At 73.3% G+C, this 16757-nt stretch carries 4 protein-coding genes; all 4 read left to right on the top strand.

Going from position 1 to position 16757, the window contains the following annotated elements; genetic code table 11:
* The first annotated feature begins 143 nt into the window (after positions 1 to 143).
* A complete protein-coding gene (locus AB4851_RS04790; RefSeq protein WP_414448655.1) occupies positions 144 to 5480 on the top strand; it encodes an amino acid adenylation domain-containing protein in 5337 nt (1778 codons plus the stop codon).
* Entirely contained in the window at positions 5477 to 12322 is a 6846-nt protein-coding gene (locus tag AB4851_RS04795; RefSeq protein ID WP_414448656.1) for an amino acid adenylation domain-containing protein, read from the top strand. Before AB4851_RS04790 ends, AB4851_RS04795 begins: the two co-directional genes overlap by 4 nt.
* Entirely contained in the window at positions 12312 to 15482 is a 3171-nt protein-coding gene (locus tag AB4851_RS04800; RefSeq protein WP_414448657.1) for a beta-ketoacyl synthase N-terminal-like domain-containing protein, read from the top strand. Before AB4851_RS04795 ends, AB4851_RS04800 begins: the two co-directional genes overlap by 11 nt.
* A gap of 61 nt (positions 15483 to 15543) precedes the next feature.
* Positions 15544 to 16716 carry a MupA/Atu3671 family FMN-dependent luciferase-like monooxygenase gene (locus AB4851_RS04805; RefSeq protein ID WP_414448658.1) on the top strand — a complete coding sequence of 391 codons (1173 nt, stop codon included), beginning with the start codon at positions 15544 to 15546 and terminating at the stop codon, positions 16714 to 16716.
* The last annotated feature ends 41 nt before the right edge of the window (positions 16717 to 16757 follow it).

Below are 16757 nucleotides of genomic sequence, written 5' to 3' on the forward strand. Positions count from 1 at the left end.
CGAGCGCGCGCGCCGAGGCCGACTCCCGTCCGACACGCCGTGACATCGGGTCCGCGCAAGCGGCCCGAGAACGCCCTTTCCTTCTCAAGCGAATTACCTCGATGCCGCACCGGAGCGCGACGATGAATGCCTTTGAAGCCACAATGAGTCGGTTCGATCATCTTCACAACTTTGGCCAATGCCTGCGTCACTGGGCAGCCGTCAAGCCGTACGACACCGCGTTCCGGTTCCTGACCGACGGTGTCGTCGAGGCACCGCAACTAAGCTTCGCCGAACTCGACCGGCGCGCCACCGCGATCGCCGCCCGCCTCGCGCGCGAATGCCCGAGCGGCGGGCCCGTGCTGCTGCTCTATCGGCCCGGGCTCGACTTCATCGCCGCGTTCTTCGGCTGCCTCTACGCGGGCTGCGCGGCTGTGCCGGCTTATCCGCCGTCGGGTCGCGCCACGCGACGCAACCGGCTCACGGCGATCATCGCCGATTGCGGCGCTGGCGCGATCCTGACCAGCGACGATCTGGTCGAGGCGATCAGCGAAGAGATCGCGCAGGCCGACCTGCCGTCGCGCGCGAGCGTGATCGGCACCGACGCGCTGCTGGCCGCGCCGGGCGAGGTATCCGACGCCGAAGGGGCCTTGCTGCCCGCCAGCCATCTGGCGTTCCTGCAATACACCTCGGGCTCCACCGGCCGCCCCAAGGGCGTGCGCGTCACGCACCGCAACCTGCTCGCCAACGAGCGCGCGATCCGCGAGGGCTTCCGCCACGGTCCGGACACGGTGTTCGTCGGCTGGTGCCCGCTGTATCACGACATGGGCCTGATCGGCAACGTGCTGCAGCCCGTCTATCTCGGCATCCCGTCGGTGCTGATGTCGCCGCTCGAGTTCCTGCAGCAGCCGCTCAAGTGGCTGCGCGCGATCTCGACCTACGGGGCCACCACCAGCGGCGGCCCGAACTTCGCCTACGAACTCTGCGCGACGCGCATCGCCGAGGCCGACAAGGCCGGGCTCGATCTGTCCTCGTGGCGCGTCGCGTTCAACGGCGCCGAACCGATCCGCGCCTCGACGCTCGACAAGTTCGCGACGGCGTTCGCCGACTACGGCTTCGATGCGGGCGCGATGTTCCCGTGCTACGGGATGGCCGAGACCACGCTGTTCGTGTCGGGCGCCGTGCCCGGTGCCGGCGCGCTCACGCGCCGCGTCGACGCGCTCGCGCTGCAGGCCGGGCGCTGCATCGACGCGGTCGACGGGCAGCCTGCCGCCGAGCTGGTGAGTTCGGGGCGCGTGGGCGGCGACCAGCAGGTGCGCATCGTCGATCCGCACGGCCTGCGCGTGAGCGGCCCCGGGGAGATCGGCGAGATCTGGGTGCGCGGCGGCAGCGTCGCCGACGGCTACTGGAACCGCGAGGACGACACGCGCGCCCAGTTCGACGCCCGCATCGCCGGGGAGGACTCGCCACCGTTCCTGCGCACCGGCGATCTCGGCCTGCTCGACGGCGGCGAACTCTACGTGACGGGCCGGCTCAAGGAGCTGATCATCATCCGCGGGCGCAACCACTATCCGACCGACATCGAGCAGACCGTCGAGCAGAGCAGCGCCGACTTCCGCGCCGGCTGCGGCGCGGCATTCGCGATCGACGGCGAGGACGGCGAGCGCCTGGTGGTGGTGCAGGAGATCCAGCGCGCCGTGCGCAAATCGCTCGACGCCGAGGAGGCCGGGCGGCGTGCCGCCGCCGCGGTGGCGGCCGCGCACGGCATCCCGCTTCACGAGTTGGTGCTGGTGCAGGCCGGCGTGGTGCCCAAGACGTCAAGCGGCAAGAACCAGCGCACGCTGGTGCGCCAGCACTACCTGAACGGCGAGCTGCCGGTGCTCGCGCGCGCGCGGCCGGGGGCGGGCGCCGAGGCCCCCGCGGCGGCGATGCCGGCCGCGCCGCTCGTGCCGGTCGACAGCGTCGAGGCATTGAGCGAGCGCGTGATCGCCGCGATGCTCGGCGCGGCGGGCGCGGCGCGCCCCGAGGTACGGGCCGCCTCCGCGCTCGCGCTCGGCCTCGATTCCCTCGCGCTCGTCGATCTGCAGACCCGCCTGGCGCGCGAGTTCGGCGTGGCAGTGGCACTCGACGAACTGATGGACGACCGGCCCGTGGCGGAACTCGCGCGCGAGCTGGCCGCACGTGCGCTCGACGGCGGGGGCGCGACCGATGGCGCAACCGGCGGCGAGGCGGCCGCGCCCCCGCCGCCCGCCGTCGACCCCACCGCCCTGACGCCCTACCAGGAAGCGATCTGGACGGCGCAGCTGTGGGACCCGTCCTCGCCCTGCTTCAACCTGGTGCTGCCGCTGCGAATCCGGATGCCGCTCTCGGCCACGCAGGTGCGCGAGGCGCTCGCGGCGCTGACGGTCGCGCATCCGAACCTCGCAAGCCGCTTCGTCGAGGACGGCAACGGCGAGGTGCGGCAGCAGCCGGCAACGGCGTCGGCCGGGCTGCTCGACGTGATCAACTGCGCCGGGCAGTCCGACGATGCGCTGCGCGCGCGCATTGTCGCCTCCACCGGCGTGCCGCTCGACCTGTTCGGCGGCCCCGTGTTCCGCGCCGAACTGCTGAGCCGCGCGCCCGACGATCATGTGCTGGTGCTGATCGCCCATCACCTGGTTGCCGATCTCGGCTCGCTGCAGACGGTGCTAGCCGACTTCGCCGAATTCCACGCGTGCCTCGCCGAGGGCCGTCCGCTGCCGGCGCGCGCCACCGCGGCGGCCGCCGTGCCCGACTATCGCGCCCGGCTCGCCGCGCTGCTGCACGAACCGCGGGCCCAGGCCGACCGGCAATACTGGGCCGCGCGCCTCGCCACCCCGATCGAACCGCTGACGCTGCCGCTGGCACTGCCCGGCGAAACCCCGGCGGGTCACGTGGCCGGCGCGGGCATGAGCGTGGACATCGACCTCGACGCCGCGCTGACGGGCGCGCTCGACACGCTCTGCGCCGGCCAGCGCGTGACGCGCAACATGGCGCTGCTGGCGGCGTTCTTCGCGTTCCTGCACCGCTACACGGCGCAGCGCGACCTGGCGGTGGTCACGCCGGCGGCCGTGCGGCCCGGCGGCGAGTTCGACGACTGGGTCGGCTACGGCGTGAACCTGCTGGTGATCCGCGAGGCGGTGGACGGCGAGCTGCCGTTCACCGCGCTGCTCGCCGCGATGAAGCAGACCGTGGCCGGCGCGCTCGCCCACCGCGCCACGCCGTTCATCGACCTGGCGCGGCGCTTCGCGCGGCGTGACGCCGACGTGCGCCATCCGTTCTCGCGCATCCTGTTCGCTTATCACAACCTGAACCGCCTGCCGCAGGCCGCCGACCTGCTGGCGGGCGCGGCGGGCCAGCCGCTCACGGTCGGCACGCTCGCGCTCGAAAGCTTCCCGGTGCCCACCCCGGCCGCGCAAACCGACCTCACGCTGGTCGCGATCCAGGCCGGCGAGCGGCTCGTGCTGCGTTTCGAGTACGACGCCACGCTCGCCTCGCGCGCCGCGGTCGAGCGCATGGCCGCGCATTTCCTCACGCTGCTCGGCGCGCTGATCGCCCGGCCGGACCAGCCGGTCGCGCGGGCCGCGCTGCTGGAGGCGACGGAACGCGAGCGGCAATTCGTGACGTGGAACCACCGGCCGCTGCCGGCCGCGCCGGCCGGCACGAACGTGGCGGCGGAGCACACCACGGTCCACGCGATGATCGACGCAATGGCGCGTCGCGTGCCCGAGCGCATCGCCGTGCGCACCGACACCGAGCACCTGGACTATGCGCGGCTGCGGCACGACTCCGACGCGCTGGCCGCCGCGCTGCACGCGCGCGGCGTGCGCCACGGCGACGTGGTGGGCGTGGGCCTGCCGCGCGACGTACGCCTGCCGGTGATACTGCTGGCGATCTGGAAGGCCGGTGCCGCCTATCTGCCGATCGACCTCGGCGTGCCGGCCGAACGCGTGCGCCAGATGCTGGACGACGCGCAGGCCACGCTGATCGTCGCGCCCGCCGCGCTGCAGAGCGCGCTCTGCGACGACGGCTGCACCTGGGTCACGCCCGAGGCGCTCGCGGCGGATGCGCCGGCGGCCGCCTCGCCGGTCGCGCCCGACGCTGGCGCCGGCCGCGACAGCCTTGCCTACGTGCTGTTCACGTCCGGCTCGACCGGGCGCCCGAAGGGCGTGGAGATCGAGCATCGCAACGTGCTGTCGCTGCTCGCGTGGATCGCCGCCAGCTACTCGGCCGACGAGCTGGCCGCCGTGTTCGCGGGCACCTCGATCGCGTTCGACATCTCGGTGTTCGAGCTGTTCGGCCCGCTCGCGCACGGCGGCTGCGTGGTGATCGGCGAGAACCCGGCCACGCCGCCCGCCACCCCGGTGTCGCTGATCAACACCGTGCCGTCGGCGGCGGCGGCACTGCTGGAGACGGGCAGGCTGCCGGCCAGCGTGGTGACCGTCAACCTTGCCGGCGAACCGCTGCGCCAGTCGCTGGTGGACGCGCTGTACGCGCGCGGCACGATCGGCAAGGTCTACGACCTCTACGGGCCGACCGAGGACACCGTCTATTCGACTGCGGTGCTGCGCGAGCCGGGCGGCTTCGACACCATCGGCACGCCGCTGCCGGGCAAGCGCGTCTACCTGCTCGACGCGCAGGGCGAGCCGGTGCCGGTGGGCGTGGCGGGCGAGCTGTACCTGGCCGGCGACGGCCAGGCGCGCGGCTACCGCCACCGGCCCGACCTGACCGAACACGCGTTCGTCCCGGTGCCGGCGCTGGCCGACCTCGAACCACGGCTCTACCGCACCGGCGACATCGGCCGCCAGCTGGCCGACGGCCGCATCGTGCTGTCGGGCCGGCGCGACCACCAGGTGAAGGTCCGCGGCCACCGCGTCGAACTCGGCGAGATCGAGGCCGTGCTGCTGCGGCACCCGGCGGTGCGCGATGCCGTGGTGGTGCAGACGCGTCACACCGCGCCGGCCGGTGACGGCGGCGACGGCCAGGACGCGCTGCTGGTCGCCTACCTGGCCAGCGGCGACGTGCCGGGCGAGGCCGGCGGCATCGACGCGGTGCGCGAGTTCGCGGCCGCCTCGTTGCCGAGCTACATGCGTCCCGCCGGCTATGTGCTGCTCGAGGCGCTGCCGCGCAACGCGAGCGGCAAGGTGGACCGCGCCGCGCTGCCGCGCTTCGACCCGGTCGCGCATGACGCCGCCGCCGCGCCGGCCAGCGACGCGCAGCGCGCGGTGCTGGCGATCTGGGAGGCGGTGCTCGGCTTACAGGGCTTCGGCATTCATGCCGACCTGTTCGAACTCGGCGGCCATTCGCTGCAGGCGATCCGGATCCTCACGCGCTGCAGCGAGCACTTCGGCGTCGAGATTCCCCTGCGCGAGGTGCTGGAGCGCACCACGGTGGCCGACCTGGCCGCCTACATCACGTTACTGGCGGCGCGCTCCGGCGCCGCCGATGAGCCCGGCGGCGCCCGGGAGGAGGTGCTGTTGTGAGTACCGTGAGCTTCGTGGCCGATCTGCAGCAGCGCGGCATCCGCCTCTACGCGAAGGCCGGCCAGCTGGCGGCCGACGCCGCACCCGGCATGCTGACGGCGGGCCTGATCGAGCAGATCCGCGACCGCAAGGCCGAGATCCTCGACCTGCTCGACTCGCTCGACGCGCAGGCGGCCCGCGCGCGCGACGTCGCCCCGCCCGAGGCGGCAGCCGATGGCGGTGATGGCGGCGACACGGCCGGCGACGGCCCGCTGTCGGACGGCCAGCAGCAGATGGTGCTGGCCAGCCGGCTCGCCCACCACGCGGCCTACCACCTGCCGGCCCTGTTCGCGATCGACGGCGCGCTCGACACGGACGCGCTCGCGCACGCCTTCGCGGCCGTGCTGCGGCACCACGAGGCGCTGCGCACGCGCTTCGTCGAGGTGGATGGGCAATGGCTGGCGCGCGTCGACGCGGCGGACGCGTTCTCGCTGCCGGTGACGCGCATGAGCGAGCTGGACGCGCTCGCCTTCGCGCGCGGCGAGGCCGACCGCCGCTTCGATCTGGCCGCCGAATGGCCGTGCCGGGTGCGCCTGCTGCGCACCGGCCACGCGCGCCATCTGCTGGTAATCGTGCTGCATCACGTCTGCTGCGACGGCGTCTCGGTGGGCCTGCTGATGCAGGAGATCGCCGCCGGTTACGCGGCGGCCCGCGCGAAGGCCGTTACGTCCGTTACGTCCGTTACGTCCGGCCTGTCCGCCCGAACCGGCAACCACGGCAGCCATGGCGACGGCACGGGCCGGGGCTCGGCGCCGGCCCGCCGCTTCGCCGATTTCGTGCGCTGGCAGCAGCGGCGCCTCGGCTCGCGCGAGCAGCGCGCGGCGCGCGACTACTGGCGCGAGCGCTTCGCGCGGCCCGCGCCCGCGCTCGCGCTGCCGGCCGACCGGCCCGGCTCGGCCGAACAGCCGGCCGCCACGCTGCGCCTGGCGCTGCCGGCCGCGCTGCGCGAGACGCTCGACGCACATGCGCGGCAACACCGGCTCACGCGCTTCACGCTGCTGGTGGCGGGCTTCGCCGCGCTGCTCAGCCGCTACGCCGGCGAGGAGGACGTGGTGATCGGCACGCCGATCGCGAACCGCACCCACGCCGAATGGCAGGCCCTCGTCGGCTTCGTCGCCAACACCGTGGCGCTGCGCTTCGACTGCGCGCTCGACCGGCCGATCGGCCAGTTCCTGGAGGCGGCGTCGAGCACCGTGCGCGATGCGCTGATCCACGCCGAGCTGCCGTTCGAACAGGTGCTGCGCGCGATCGACCGGCCGGCCGGCGCGCCGTTGTTCCAGGCGATGTTCGCGATGCAGCCGGCCTCGGCCGCCTCGTTCGCGCTCGACGCGCTGACGGTCGCCGCGCTGCCGCTCGCGCCGTCGCAGACCAAGTTCGACCTGACGCTGCTGGTGGAGGATGACGGCGACGACGCCGAACTGGCCTTCGAATACCGTGCCGACCGCTTCGACGGCGGCTGGATCGCCGACCTCGCGCGCCGCTACCTGCTGCTGCTGGAGCGACTCGTGGCCGATGCCTCGGCATCGCCCGAACGGCCGCTCGGCCAGCTCGATCCGAGCGAGGCCGCCGACTTCGCGCGCCTCTCGCGCGGATGGCGCGACAACACGGTCGAGCGGCCGCCCGTGCCGGTCCACGCGCTGGTCGCCGCCGCCGCCGCGCGCACGCCGCAGGCGCTGGCGATCGTCGCGCCCGGCGGCAGCCTGCGCTACGGCGAACTCGACGCGCTCGCGAACCGCTACGCGCATGCGCTGATAGCCGCCGGCGTGGCACCGGGCGACCGCGTGGGCGTCTGCCTGCCGCCCTCGGCACGCCTGGTCGCCGTGGTGCTCGCGATCGGCATGGCAGGCGCCGCCTACATTCCGATGGACCCGGCCTACCCGGCCGACCGCCTGCAGGCGATGATCGACGACGCGCGACCCACGCTCGCGATCGTCGAGCCGCCCGCGCCGGTGCTCGGCGGCACCACCGTGCTCGCGCTCGAGCAGCTGCACGCGCAGGCGGCCGCGCAGCCGGCGCACGCGCCCGAACTCGCGCTCGCGCCCGGTGCCGACCCGATGGCGCTGCCGCTCTACGTAATCTTCACCTCGGGCTCGACCGGCCGCCCCAAGGGCGCCGTCGTCACACAACGCAACTTCGTCAACCTGCTGCACTGGTACGCCGACACCTTCGGCTTCCACGCGTACACCCGCGTGCTGCTGCTGAGCGCGCTCAGCTTCGACCTGACCCAGAAGAACCTGTTCGCGCCGCTGCTGCACGGCGGCACGCTCATCATCAAGAGCCGCGCCGATTTCGATGCGCCGAGCGTGGTGGCCGACATCGCGCGGCAGCGCGTGAGCGTGGTCAACTGCACGCCGAGCATGTTCTACGCGATCGTCGAGGCGGACGCGGCCAACGGCTGGCGTGGCATCGAGACCCTGCGCCACGCGTTCCTCGGCGGCGAGCCGATCTCGCTCGGGCCGCTCGACGACTGGCTGCGCGAGGCGCCGCAGCGCACCGAGATTGTCAACACCTACGGGCCGACGGAATGCTCGGACGTCTGCGCCTACAAGCGCCTGCCCACGTCGCTCGACCACTGGCCGGCCGTGGTGCCGATCGGCGCGGCCCTGCCCGGCTTCAAGCTGGTGGCCGTCGACGAACACGACCGGCCGGTGCCCGACGGCATGGCGGGCGAGCTGCTGGTGGGCGGCATCGGCGTCGGCGACGGCTACGTGGGCCGCCCCGAGCTGAACGCCGAGCGCTTCTTCGTGCCCGCGTTCGCCGCGCCCGGCGAGCGCTTCTATCGCACCGGCGACCGGGTGCGGCGGCGCCCCGACGGCGATTTCGTGTTCCTCGGCCGCCGCGACCTGCAGACCAAGCTGCGCGGCTTTCGCATCGAGCTGGGCGAGATCGAGGCCGTGCTCGAGGCACAGCCTGGCGTGGCGCGCGCCGCCGCCAGCGTGAGGCGCGGCGAGGCCGGCGACGAGCGGCTGCTCGCGTTCGTCGTCGCCGAGCCGGGCGCCGCTACCGGCCTGGACGCCGCGCGCCTGCTCGGCGCCGTGCGCGGCCGGCTGCCGGCCTTCGCGGTGCCGCAGGCGATCGTGCCGCTCGCGGCGCTGCCGCTCACCCCGAGCGGCAAGCTCGACCGGCGCGCGCTGGCCGCGCTCGACGCCGGCACCCTGCCCACGGCCGACGCGCCGCCCCACGAGGCGCCGCAGGGCGCGCTGGAGGCCCGCATCGCCGAGGTCTGGCGCGAGCTGCTCGGCCTCGCGCGCGTGGGGCGTCACGACAGCTTCTTCGCACTCGGCGGCCACTCGCTGCTCGCCACCCGGGCCGTGACCCGGCTCGTGAACCATCACGGCCTCGCGCTCGACATCGGCGACGTATTCGAGGCACCGACCGTGCGCGAGCTGGCCGAACGGCTCGCGGCGCGCGGCGTCGCGGTGCCGGACGCCGGCCGCGAGGTGGCCGGCGAGGTGACCGCGGAAGCCGCCGGCCGATTCGACGGCGCGCCGATCGCGCGCCGCGACGCGGCGGCCCCGTATCCGCTCTCGCCCGCGCAGCAGCGCATGGCGTTCCTCGCGCGCGTCGAGGGCAGCGCCTCGACCTACAACATGTCGATCGCGCTGAAGCTCGTGGGGCCGCTCGACGTGGCCGCGCTCGGGCGCGCGCTCGACGCGCTGGTAACGCGCCACCCGGTGCTGTCGGTCGCGTTCTCGGCGGACGGCGAACGCACCGTCCAGACGCCGTGCGCACCCGGGTTCGCCGCGCTGGCCGCGGTGCCGGTGGCGCCGGACGCGCTCGCCGCCACGGTTCGCGAACTGGCGAACCGGCCGTTCGACCTGGCGCGCGACACCACGCTGCGCGCCCATCTGCTCGCCACGGGCGCGGACCAGCACGTGCTGGTGCTGTCGATGCATCACATCGTCTGCGACGGCTGGTCGGCCGGCATCGTGCGAGACGAGCTGGGCCCGCTCTACGCGGCGGCACGCGCGGGCACGGACGCCGCGCTGCCGCCGCTGCCCGTCAGCTACTTCGACTACGCGCAATGGCACCGCGACTGGCTGTCCGGCGAGCGGCTCGCGCGGCTCGATGCCTACTGGACCAGCCAGCTCGCCGGGCTGCCCGAACTCTCGACGCTGCCCACCGACTACCGGCGCCCCGAGGTCGCGCTGCACGCGGGGCGAACCGAGCCGTTCGTGCTGCCCGACGCGCTTTCGGCCAAGCTCGCCGAGGTCGCGCGCGAGCACGGCGCGTCGCCCTTCATGCTCGCGCTGGCCGCGTTCCAGGCGCTCGTCGCACGGCTCACGCAACGCGCCGAGGTGGTGGTGGGCACGCCGGTGGCGAACCGGCTTCGCCCCGAACTCGAGGATCTGGTGGGGCTGTTCGTCAACACGCTGGTGATTCGCCAGCAGGTCGACGACACGCAGCCGTTCAATGCGTTGCTCAATGCCACGCGACGCACGCTGCTCGATGCCTACGCGCACCAGGACATGCCGTTCGAGCGACTCGTCGAGCAACTGAAGCCGGCTCGCCACCTGGCCTACGCACCGCTGTTCCAGATCCTGTTCGTGATGGACACCGGCGCGCTCGACGGGCTCGACATGCCCGAGCTCGCCGTCGAGCGGATCGATGCGCTGCCCGGCTCGGCCAAGTACGACCTGAACATGCACCTGCTCGAGCGCGACGGCCGGCTGTCCGGCTATGTCGAATACGACACGGCGCTGTTCGCGCCGTCCACCATCCGGCGCCTGATCGAGATGTACCGCTTCGTGCTGGAACAGGTCACCGCCGCCCCGCACAGCCCGCTGCACGAGCTCGCGCTGCTCTCGCCAGCGCTCGCCGACGAACTCTCCGCACTGCCGGCGCGCGTCTCGCGCGCGCCGCGCGAAGCCACCATCGTCGAGCTGGTGCGGGCCAGCGCGGCGCGCTGGCCAGACCGGGCTGCCGTGATCGACGGCGACGCCTCGCTACCCTACGCCGGCCTGCTCGAGGCGGCCGAACGGCTGGCTGGCGCGCTGCTGGCCGAGAACGTACCGCGCGAGGCCCCGGTCGGCGTGCTGATGGGACGCTCGATGACCCGCGCGGTGGCGCTGCTCGGCACGCTCGTGGCCGGCTGCGCCTACGTGCCCCTCGATCCCGAATGGCCTGACGAGCGGATTCGCCAGATCCTGCACTCGGTCGGCATCACGGTACTGCTGGCCGAGGCCGGCCAACGCGCCGCGGCGCTCGGCTTCGCGGGCACCGTGATCGACCCGTGCGCGGCCTCGCGGCCCGCGCCGGGCGCGATGGGCGCGCGCCGCGATCCGGCTCCCGGCGATCTGGCCTACGTCATCACCACCTCGGGCTCGACCGGCACGCCCAAGAGCGTGATGGTGCCGCACCGCGGTGTCGCCCACGACCTCGTGTTCCTGGTCGAGTCGCGCGAGGTGCGGCCCGAGGATCGCGTGCTGCAGATCACGAACTTCAACTTCGATCCGTCGGTGCGCGACCTGTTCGGCGCCTGGGCCGCCGGCGCCGCCGCCGTGCTGCTGCCGCCCGAGGTCGCGCGCGATCCGGCCGCGTTGCTGACGCGGCTCGCGCGCGAGCGCATCAGCAAGGTGTTCAGCATCACGCCCACCCTGCTGCGCTCGATCCTGACGGTCGCCGAGACGCGCGGCGCGCCCGGCGAACTGCGGCTCGATACGCTGATGCCGTGCGGCGAGCGGCTGAGTGCCGAGGACTGCACGCGCGCCTGGGCCGTGTTCGGCGATGACCTGCGCATCGTCAACCAGTACGGGCCGACCGAGGCCACCATGACCTCGGCCAACCACCTCGTGACCCGCGGCGACCTGCGGCAGCCGCGCCTGCCGGTCGGGCTGCCGAATCCGAACACGCAGGTGCGGGTGCTCGACGCGCATCGGCGCGAGGTGCCGATCGGCACGTTCGGCGAGGTTCATATCGACGGCATCGGCATCACGCGCGGCTATGCGAACGACACCGGGCGCACCGCCGAGGCATTCATCCCGAACCCGTTCGCGGCGAGCGCCGATGCTCACGGCCCGATCCTCTACCGCACCGGCGACATCGGCCGCCGGCTCGACGACGGCAGCATCGACCTGATGGGCCGCACCGACGCGCAGGTGAAGATCCGCGGCAACCGCGTCGAGCCCGGCGAGATCGAGGCCGCGCTGGGGCGCATGAGCGGCGTCGAGCACGCGGCCGTCAAGGTGTTCGAGGACGCCGACGGCCTGCCGCAACTAGCCGCCTACGTGGTGCTGGGCACGGCGCCGGACGACCCGGAGCGCGCGCTGCGCCGCCATCTCGAACGCGAGCTGCCGTCCTACATGGTGCCGGTCTCGCTGCAGGTGATCGACGCGATGCCGACCACCATCACCGGCAAGATCGACCGCCGCCGGCTGCCCGAGCCCGTGGTACGGACCGGCTCCCGCGAGGTCCGGCATCTGCCGGCCAGCACCACCGAGGCGGGCATCGCGCAGATCTGGGCACATGCGCTCGGCCATCACGAAATCGATACCCGGACCAGCTTCTTCGAGCTGGGCGGCAACTCGATGCAGTTGATCTCGGTACAAGCGGCACTGCTCGCACGCTTCGGCCGCGAGCTGCCGATCGTCGACCTGTTCCGCCATCCGACCGTCGAGCTGCTGGCCGCCTTCCTCGACGCGGGCGGCGGCATCGCCCCGCCCGGCGGCCAGCCAGGCGGCGCCGATCACGGCGCACGCGAACCGTTGCTGTCGGCCGCCGCGCGCCGCCGAATCGAACAGCGCAAACACCGCAACACCGGCGCCACCGCGCGCCGACAGGGGAGAAACGAACATGAATCATGAACTCGAGGGCATCGCGGTGGTCGGCATCGCCGGGCGCTTTCCCGGCGCGGCCGACGCGGACGCGCTCTGGCACAACGTGGTGGCGGGGCGCGAATCGATCCGGCGCTTCTCCGACGAGGAACTCGCGGCGGCCGGCGTGCCGCGCGAGTCGAGCGACGCGCCGCACTATGTGAAGGCACGGCCGCTGATCGACGACGTGAAGGGCTTCGACGCCGAGTGCTTCGGGATGACGACGCGCGAGGCCGAGATCACCGACCCGCAGCTGCGCCTGCTGATGGAGTGTGCGCACGAGGCGCTCGAACAGGCCGGCCACGTGCCCGGCGGAGACCTCACGGTGGGCGTCTACGCCGGCGTGCGGCTGAGCCGCTACCTCGAGGAGCACCTGCTGCCGAACCCCGACGTGGTCCGCTCGGTCGGCATCGAGTCGCTGCAGATGATCAACCGCAAGGACTCGGCCGCCACGCTGCTGTCATACCGGCTCGACCTGACCGGCCCGAGCATCAGTCTCAACACGGCCTGCTCGACCGGGCTGGTGGCCGTGCATCTCGGCTGCGGTGCGCTGCTGAACCATGAATGCGACATGGTGCTGGCCGGCTCGGCGGCGATACCCGCGTTCGATCCAGAGGGCTATCTGCACACGCCGGGCGGCATCCTCTCGCCGGACGGCCACTGCCGGCCGTTCGACCAGGCCGCGAAGGGCACGCTCGACGGCGCCGGGGTGGGCGTGGTCGCGCTGATGCGACTCGAGGATGCCGTCGAACGCGGCGTGCCGGTGCTGGCCGTGATCCGCGGCACCTCGGTGAACAACGACGGCGCGATCAAGATCGGCTACACGGCGCCGAGCGTGGACGGCCAGGCACGCGTGATCGCCGAGGCGATGGCCACCGCCGGCGTCGGCGCCGAAACGATCGGCTACGTCGAGACGCACGGCACCGCCACGCCGCTCGGCGACCCAATCGAGATCGCCGCGCTGACCCGGGCGTTCCGGCTCGACACCGATCGCATCGGCTTCTGCGGCATCTCCTCGCTGAAGAGCAATATCGGCCATGTCGGCGCGGCCGCCGGCATCGCCGGGCTCATCAAGGCCGTGCAGGCGGTGCGCCACGGCGTGCTGCCGCCAAGCCTGAACTTCGAGGCACCCAACCCGGAGCTGCGGCTCGCCGACAGCCCGTTCTACGTGATCCGCGACGCGTGCCCGTGGCCCGCGGACCGGCTGCCGCGCCGCGCCAGCGTCAGTTCGTTCGGCATCGGCGGCACCAACGCGCACCTGATCCTCGAACAGGCACCGGACGCCGCCGCGGCACCGCAGGCCGACGCCGGCACGCCGCGCGCGCGCCTGCTGCCGTTCAGCGCGACCTCGGAGGCGGGCCTCGCCGACTATGCGCGGCGCCTGGCCGAGGTCTGGCGCGCCACGGCGCCGCCCTCGCTCGACGCCGCGGCGCGCACGCTGCAGCACCAGCGCCGCGCGCGGCGCCATCGCGGCTTCGTGGTGGCCGCCGACGCCGCCGAGGCGGTGCGCGAGTTCGAGCGGCTGGCCGCCCGCGCCGCGCCGGCGGTGCCGGCCGAAGGCGCCCGCCGGCCCGCGTCCGGCGCGCCGCCGGTGGTACTGCAATTCACCGGCCAGGGCGCGCAGAAACGCGGCATGGGCATGCTGGCGGCGAGCCGGCAGCCGCACCTCGCGGCCCGGCTCGACGAGGCCGCGCGCTGGCTGCGCGAGGACCACGGCATCGAGCTGGCCGCGCTCGTCGCCGACGGCCACGACCCGCGCTCGGGCCTGCGCCTGGACGCCACCGCCGGCGCCCAGCCCGCGCTGTTCGCGCTCGAATGGGCACTCGGCCGCTTCTGGCTCGACGCAGGCATCGTGCCGGCCGCGCTGGTGGGCCACAGCCTCGGCGAGCTGGTGGCCGCCACGCTCGCCAACGTGACGAGCCTGCGCGACGCGCTGCGGCTCGTGGTGGCGCGCGGGGCAGCGATGCAGCAGGCGCCGGCCGGCGCGATGCTGGCCGTGCCGCTCGGCGAGACCGCGCTCGCCACGCTGCTGGCCGCCAGCCCTGCCGAGGCGAAGACCTGCGTGATCTCCGCCGTCAACGGCCCGGCCGCCTGCGCGGTGTCGGGCAGCCTCGCCGGCATTGCCGCGCTCGAGGCGCAACTGACCGCGCAACGCGTCGTCCACAAGCGGCTCGACACCTCGCACGCGTTCCATTCGCCGCTGATGGAACCGGTGCTCGAACGCTTCCGCGCAGCCTTCGACGGCATCGCGCTGCGCGCGCCGGCGCTGCCGATCCATTCGACCGTCACCGGCCGCCGGCTGACCGACGCCGAGGCGATCGACCCGGCCTACTGGGTCGGCCAGTTGCGCGCGCCGGTGCGCTACCAGCAGGCTTTGCAGGCCGCGCTCGCGGATCTGGCCGGCGCGGCCGCCGTGGTGCTCGAACTCGGCCCCAGCCGCACCCTGACGAGCGCCGCGCGCGGCTTCGTCGAAGCACGCCATACGGTGCTGCCGAGTCTCGGCGGCGCGCCCGACGACGAGGCACGCGCCCTTCTGCAGGCGTTCGGGCAACTCTGGTGCCTCGACGTCCGGCTCGACTGGCGCGTGCTCGACGCCGCCGCCAGCGCCCCGCTCGCGCCGCTGCCGACCATGCCGTTCACGCGCCGGCGCGCCTGGATCGAGCGTGTCGTGCCGGCCGCCGCGCCTGCCACGGCGGCACCGCTCGCGCCGTCCGGCCCGCTCACCCCGGCCGCAGCCGCTACGCCGGCCCCGGCCGACGCGGCCGAGCCCGTTCCCGCTTCCGTTCAACCCACCGATGAAGGACTGCCCATGGCCTCTCCAGAAGAAGACGGCACCGCCGCGCTGCACGAACAACTGACCGCGATCTGGCGCGACGCGCTCGGCGATCGCCCGATCGGGCCCGACGACAGCTTCTTCGACCTCGGCGGAAACTCGCTGCTGGCGCTGCAGGTCGTCGGCCGCATCAATCAGTCGTTCGGCGTGGCGATCAACCCGTCCGACATGCTGAGGCGGCCCACCGTCGCGGAGCTGTCCGACGTGATCACCGGCAAGCTGCTCGGCAAGACCGACGACGCCGATCTGGACGCGCTGCTCAACGAGATGTCGCAACTGTCGGACGACGACGTGCGCGAACTGCTGAAGCAGACTTGAACGGCCCCATGACCGCGAACCGAAGGCCGCGCGACCCGTGGCCCGAGCGAGGAACCCTGCCATGACCAACCTGCACGAACGCATCAATCAGTTGAGCGATGCGCAGAAAGCCGCGCTGCAGGCGCGGCTCGAACAGAAGCGAACGATCCGGCCGGCCGGCCGTCCGCTCGGCTTCGGCCTGCTGTTTTTTTCGTCCGACGGCTCCGGCGGGACGGCCGGAAAATACGACCTGCTGATGGACGCGGCGCGGCTTGCCGACGCCGAGGGCTTCAGCGCGATCTGGACGCCCGAGCGCCATTTCCAGACCTTCGGCGGGCTCTATCCCAACCCGGCCGTGCTGGCCGCCGCGCTCGCCATGGTCACGCGCCGCATCCAGTTGCGCGCCGGCAGCGTGGTGGTGCCGCTGCACGATCCGGTACGCGTGGCCGAGGAATGGGCGATCGTCGACAACCTGTCGGGCGGGCGCGTGGCGTTGTCGTTCGCGAGTGGCTGGCACCGCGACGATTTCGCATTCCGTCCCGACGCGTTCGAGACGCGGCGCGAGACGCTGGAGCCCGCGATCGACACCATCCGCCGGCTGTGGGCCGGCGAACCCCTCACGCTGGCCGGCGTGGGCGGCAAGTCCACCGAGATCCGCACGTTCCCGCGCCCGGTCCAGCCGGCCTTCTCGTTCTGGCTCACGGGCGCCTCGCGCGAGACCTGGAGCCGCGCCGCGCGGCTCGGCGCCAACGTGCTGTGCCTGATGGGGCCATCGCTGGCCGACCTGCGCGAGAAGATCAAGCTGTACCGCGAGGAGCGGCTCGCGGCCGGGTTCGACCCGGCCGGCGGCAAGATCACCGTGACGCTGCACACCTTCATCGACGACGATCTGGCCGCGGTCAAGCGGCAGGTGCGCGCGCCGCTGACCGACTATCTGGAAGATTACGTGCGCCAGTTCCGCAGCCTGATGCCGGCAGAGGAAGTCGCGCGGCTGGAGGGCGCGAAGGAGTCGATCCTCGATTTCGCGTTCGAGCGCTACTTCAATTTCAGCTCGCTGCTCGGCGATCGCGCCAAGTGCATCGAGATGCTGAACCAGCTCACCGAGGCCGGCGTGGACGAGGTGGCCTGTCTGGTCGACTTCGGCCTGTCCGCCGACACCGTGATGGCCGGCTTGCGCAAGCTTGCCGCGCTGCGCCGCGAATTCGCCGACGCGCAGGCGCAGGCATCGCCGGCCGCCGCTGCGCCGGTCGCCTGAGCGCGCCCCGAGCCGCACCCGCCCAGCGCGCCCCCCGTCAA

The sequence above is a fragment of the Burkholderia sp. 22PA0099 genome, from assembly GCF_047497165.1.
Lineage (GTDB): Bacteria > Pseudomonadota > Gammaproteobacteria > Burkholderiales > Burkholderiaceae > Burkholderia.

Excerpts from the sequence above, each read along its gene's own strand:
- AB4851_RS04790 (WP_414448655.1), top strand. The coding sequence starts at position 144 with ATGAGTCGGTTCGATCATCTTCACAACTTTGGCCAATGCCTGCGTCAC.
- AB4851_RS04800 (WP_414448657.1), top strand. The coding sequence starts at position 12,312 with ATGAATCATGAACTCGAGGGCATCGCGGTGGTCGGCATCGCCGGGCGC.
- AB4851_RS04805 (WP_414448658.1), top strand. The coding sequence starts at position 15,544 with ATGACCAACCTGCACGAACGCATCAATCAGTTGAGCGATGCGCAGAAA.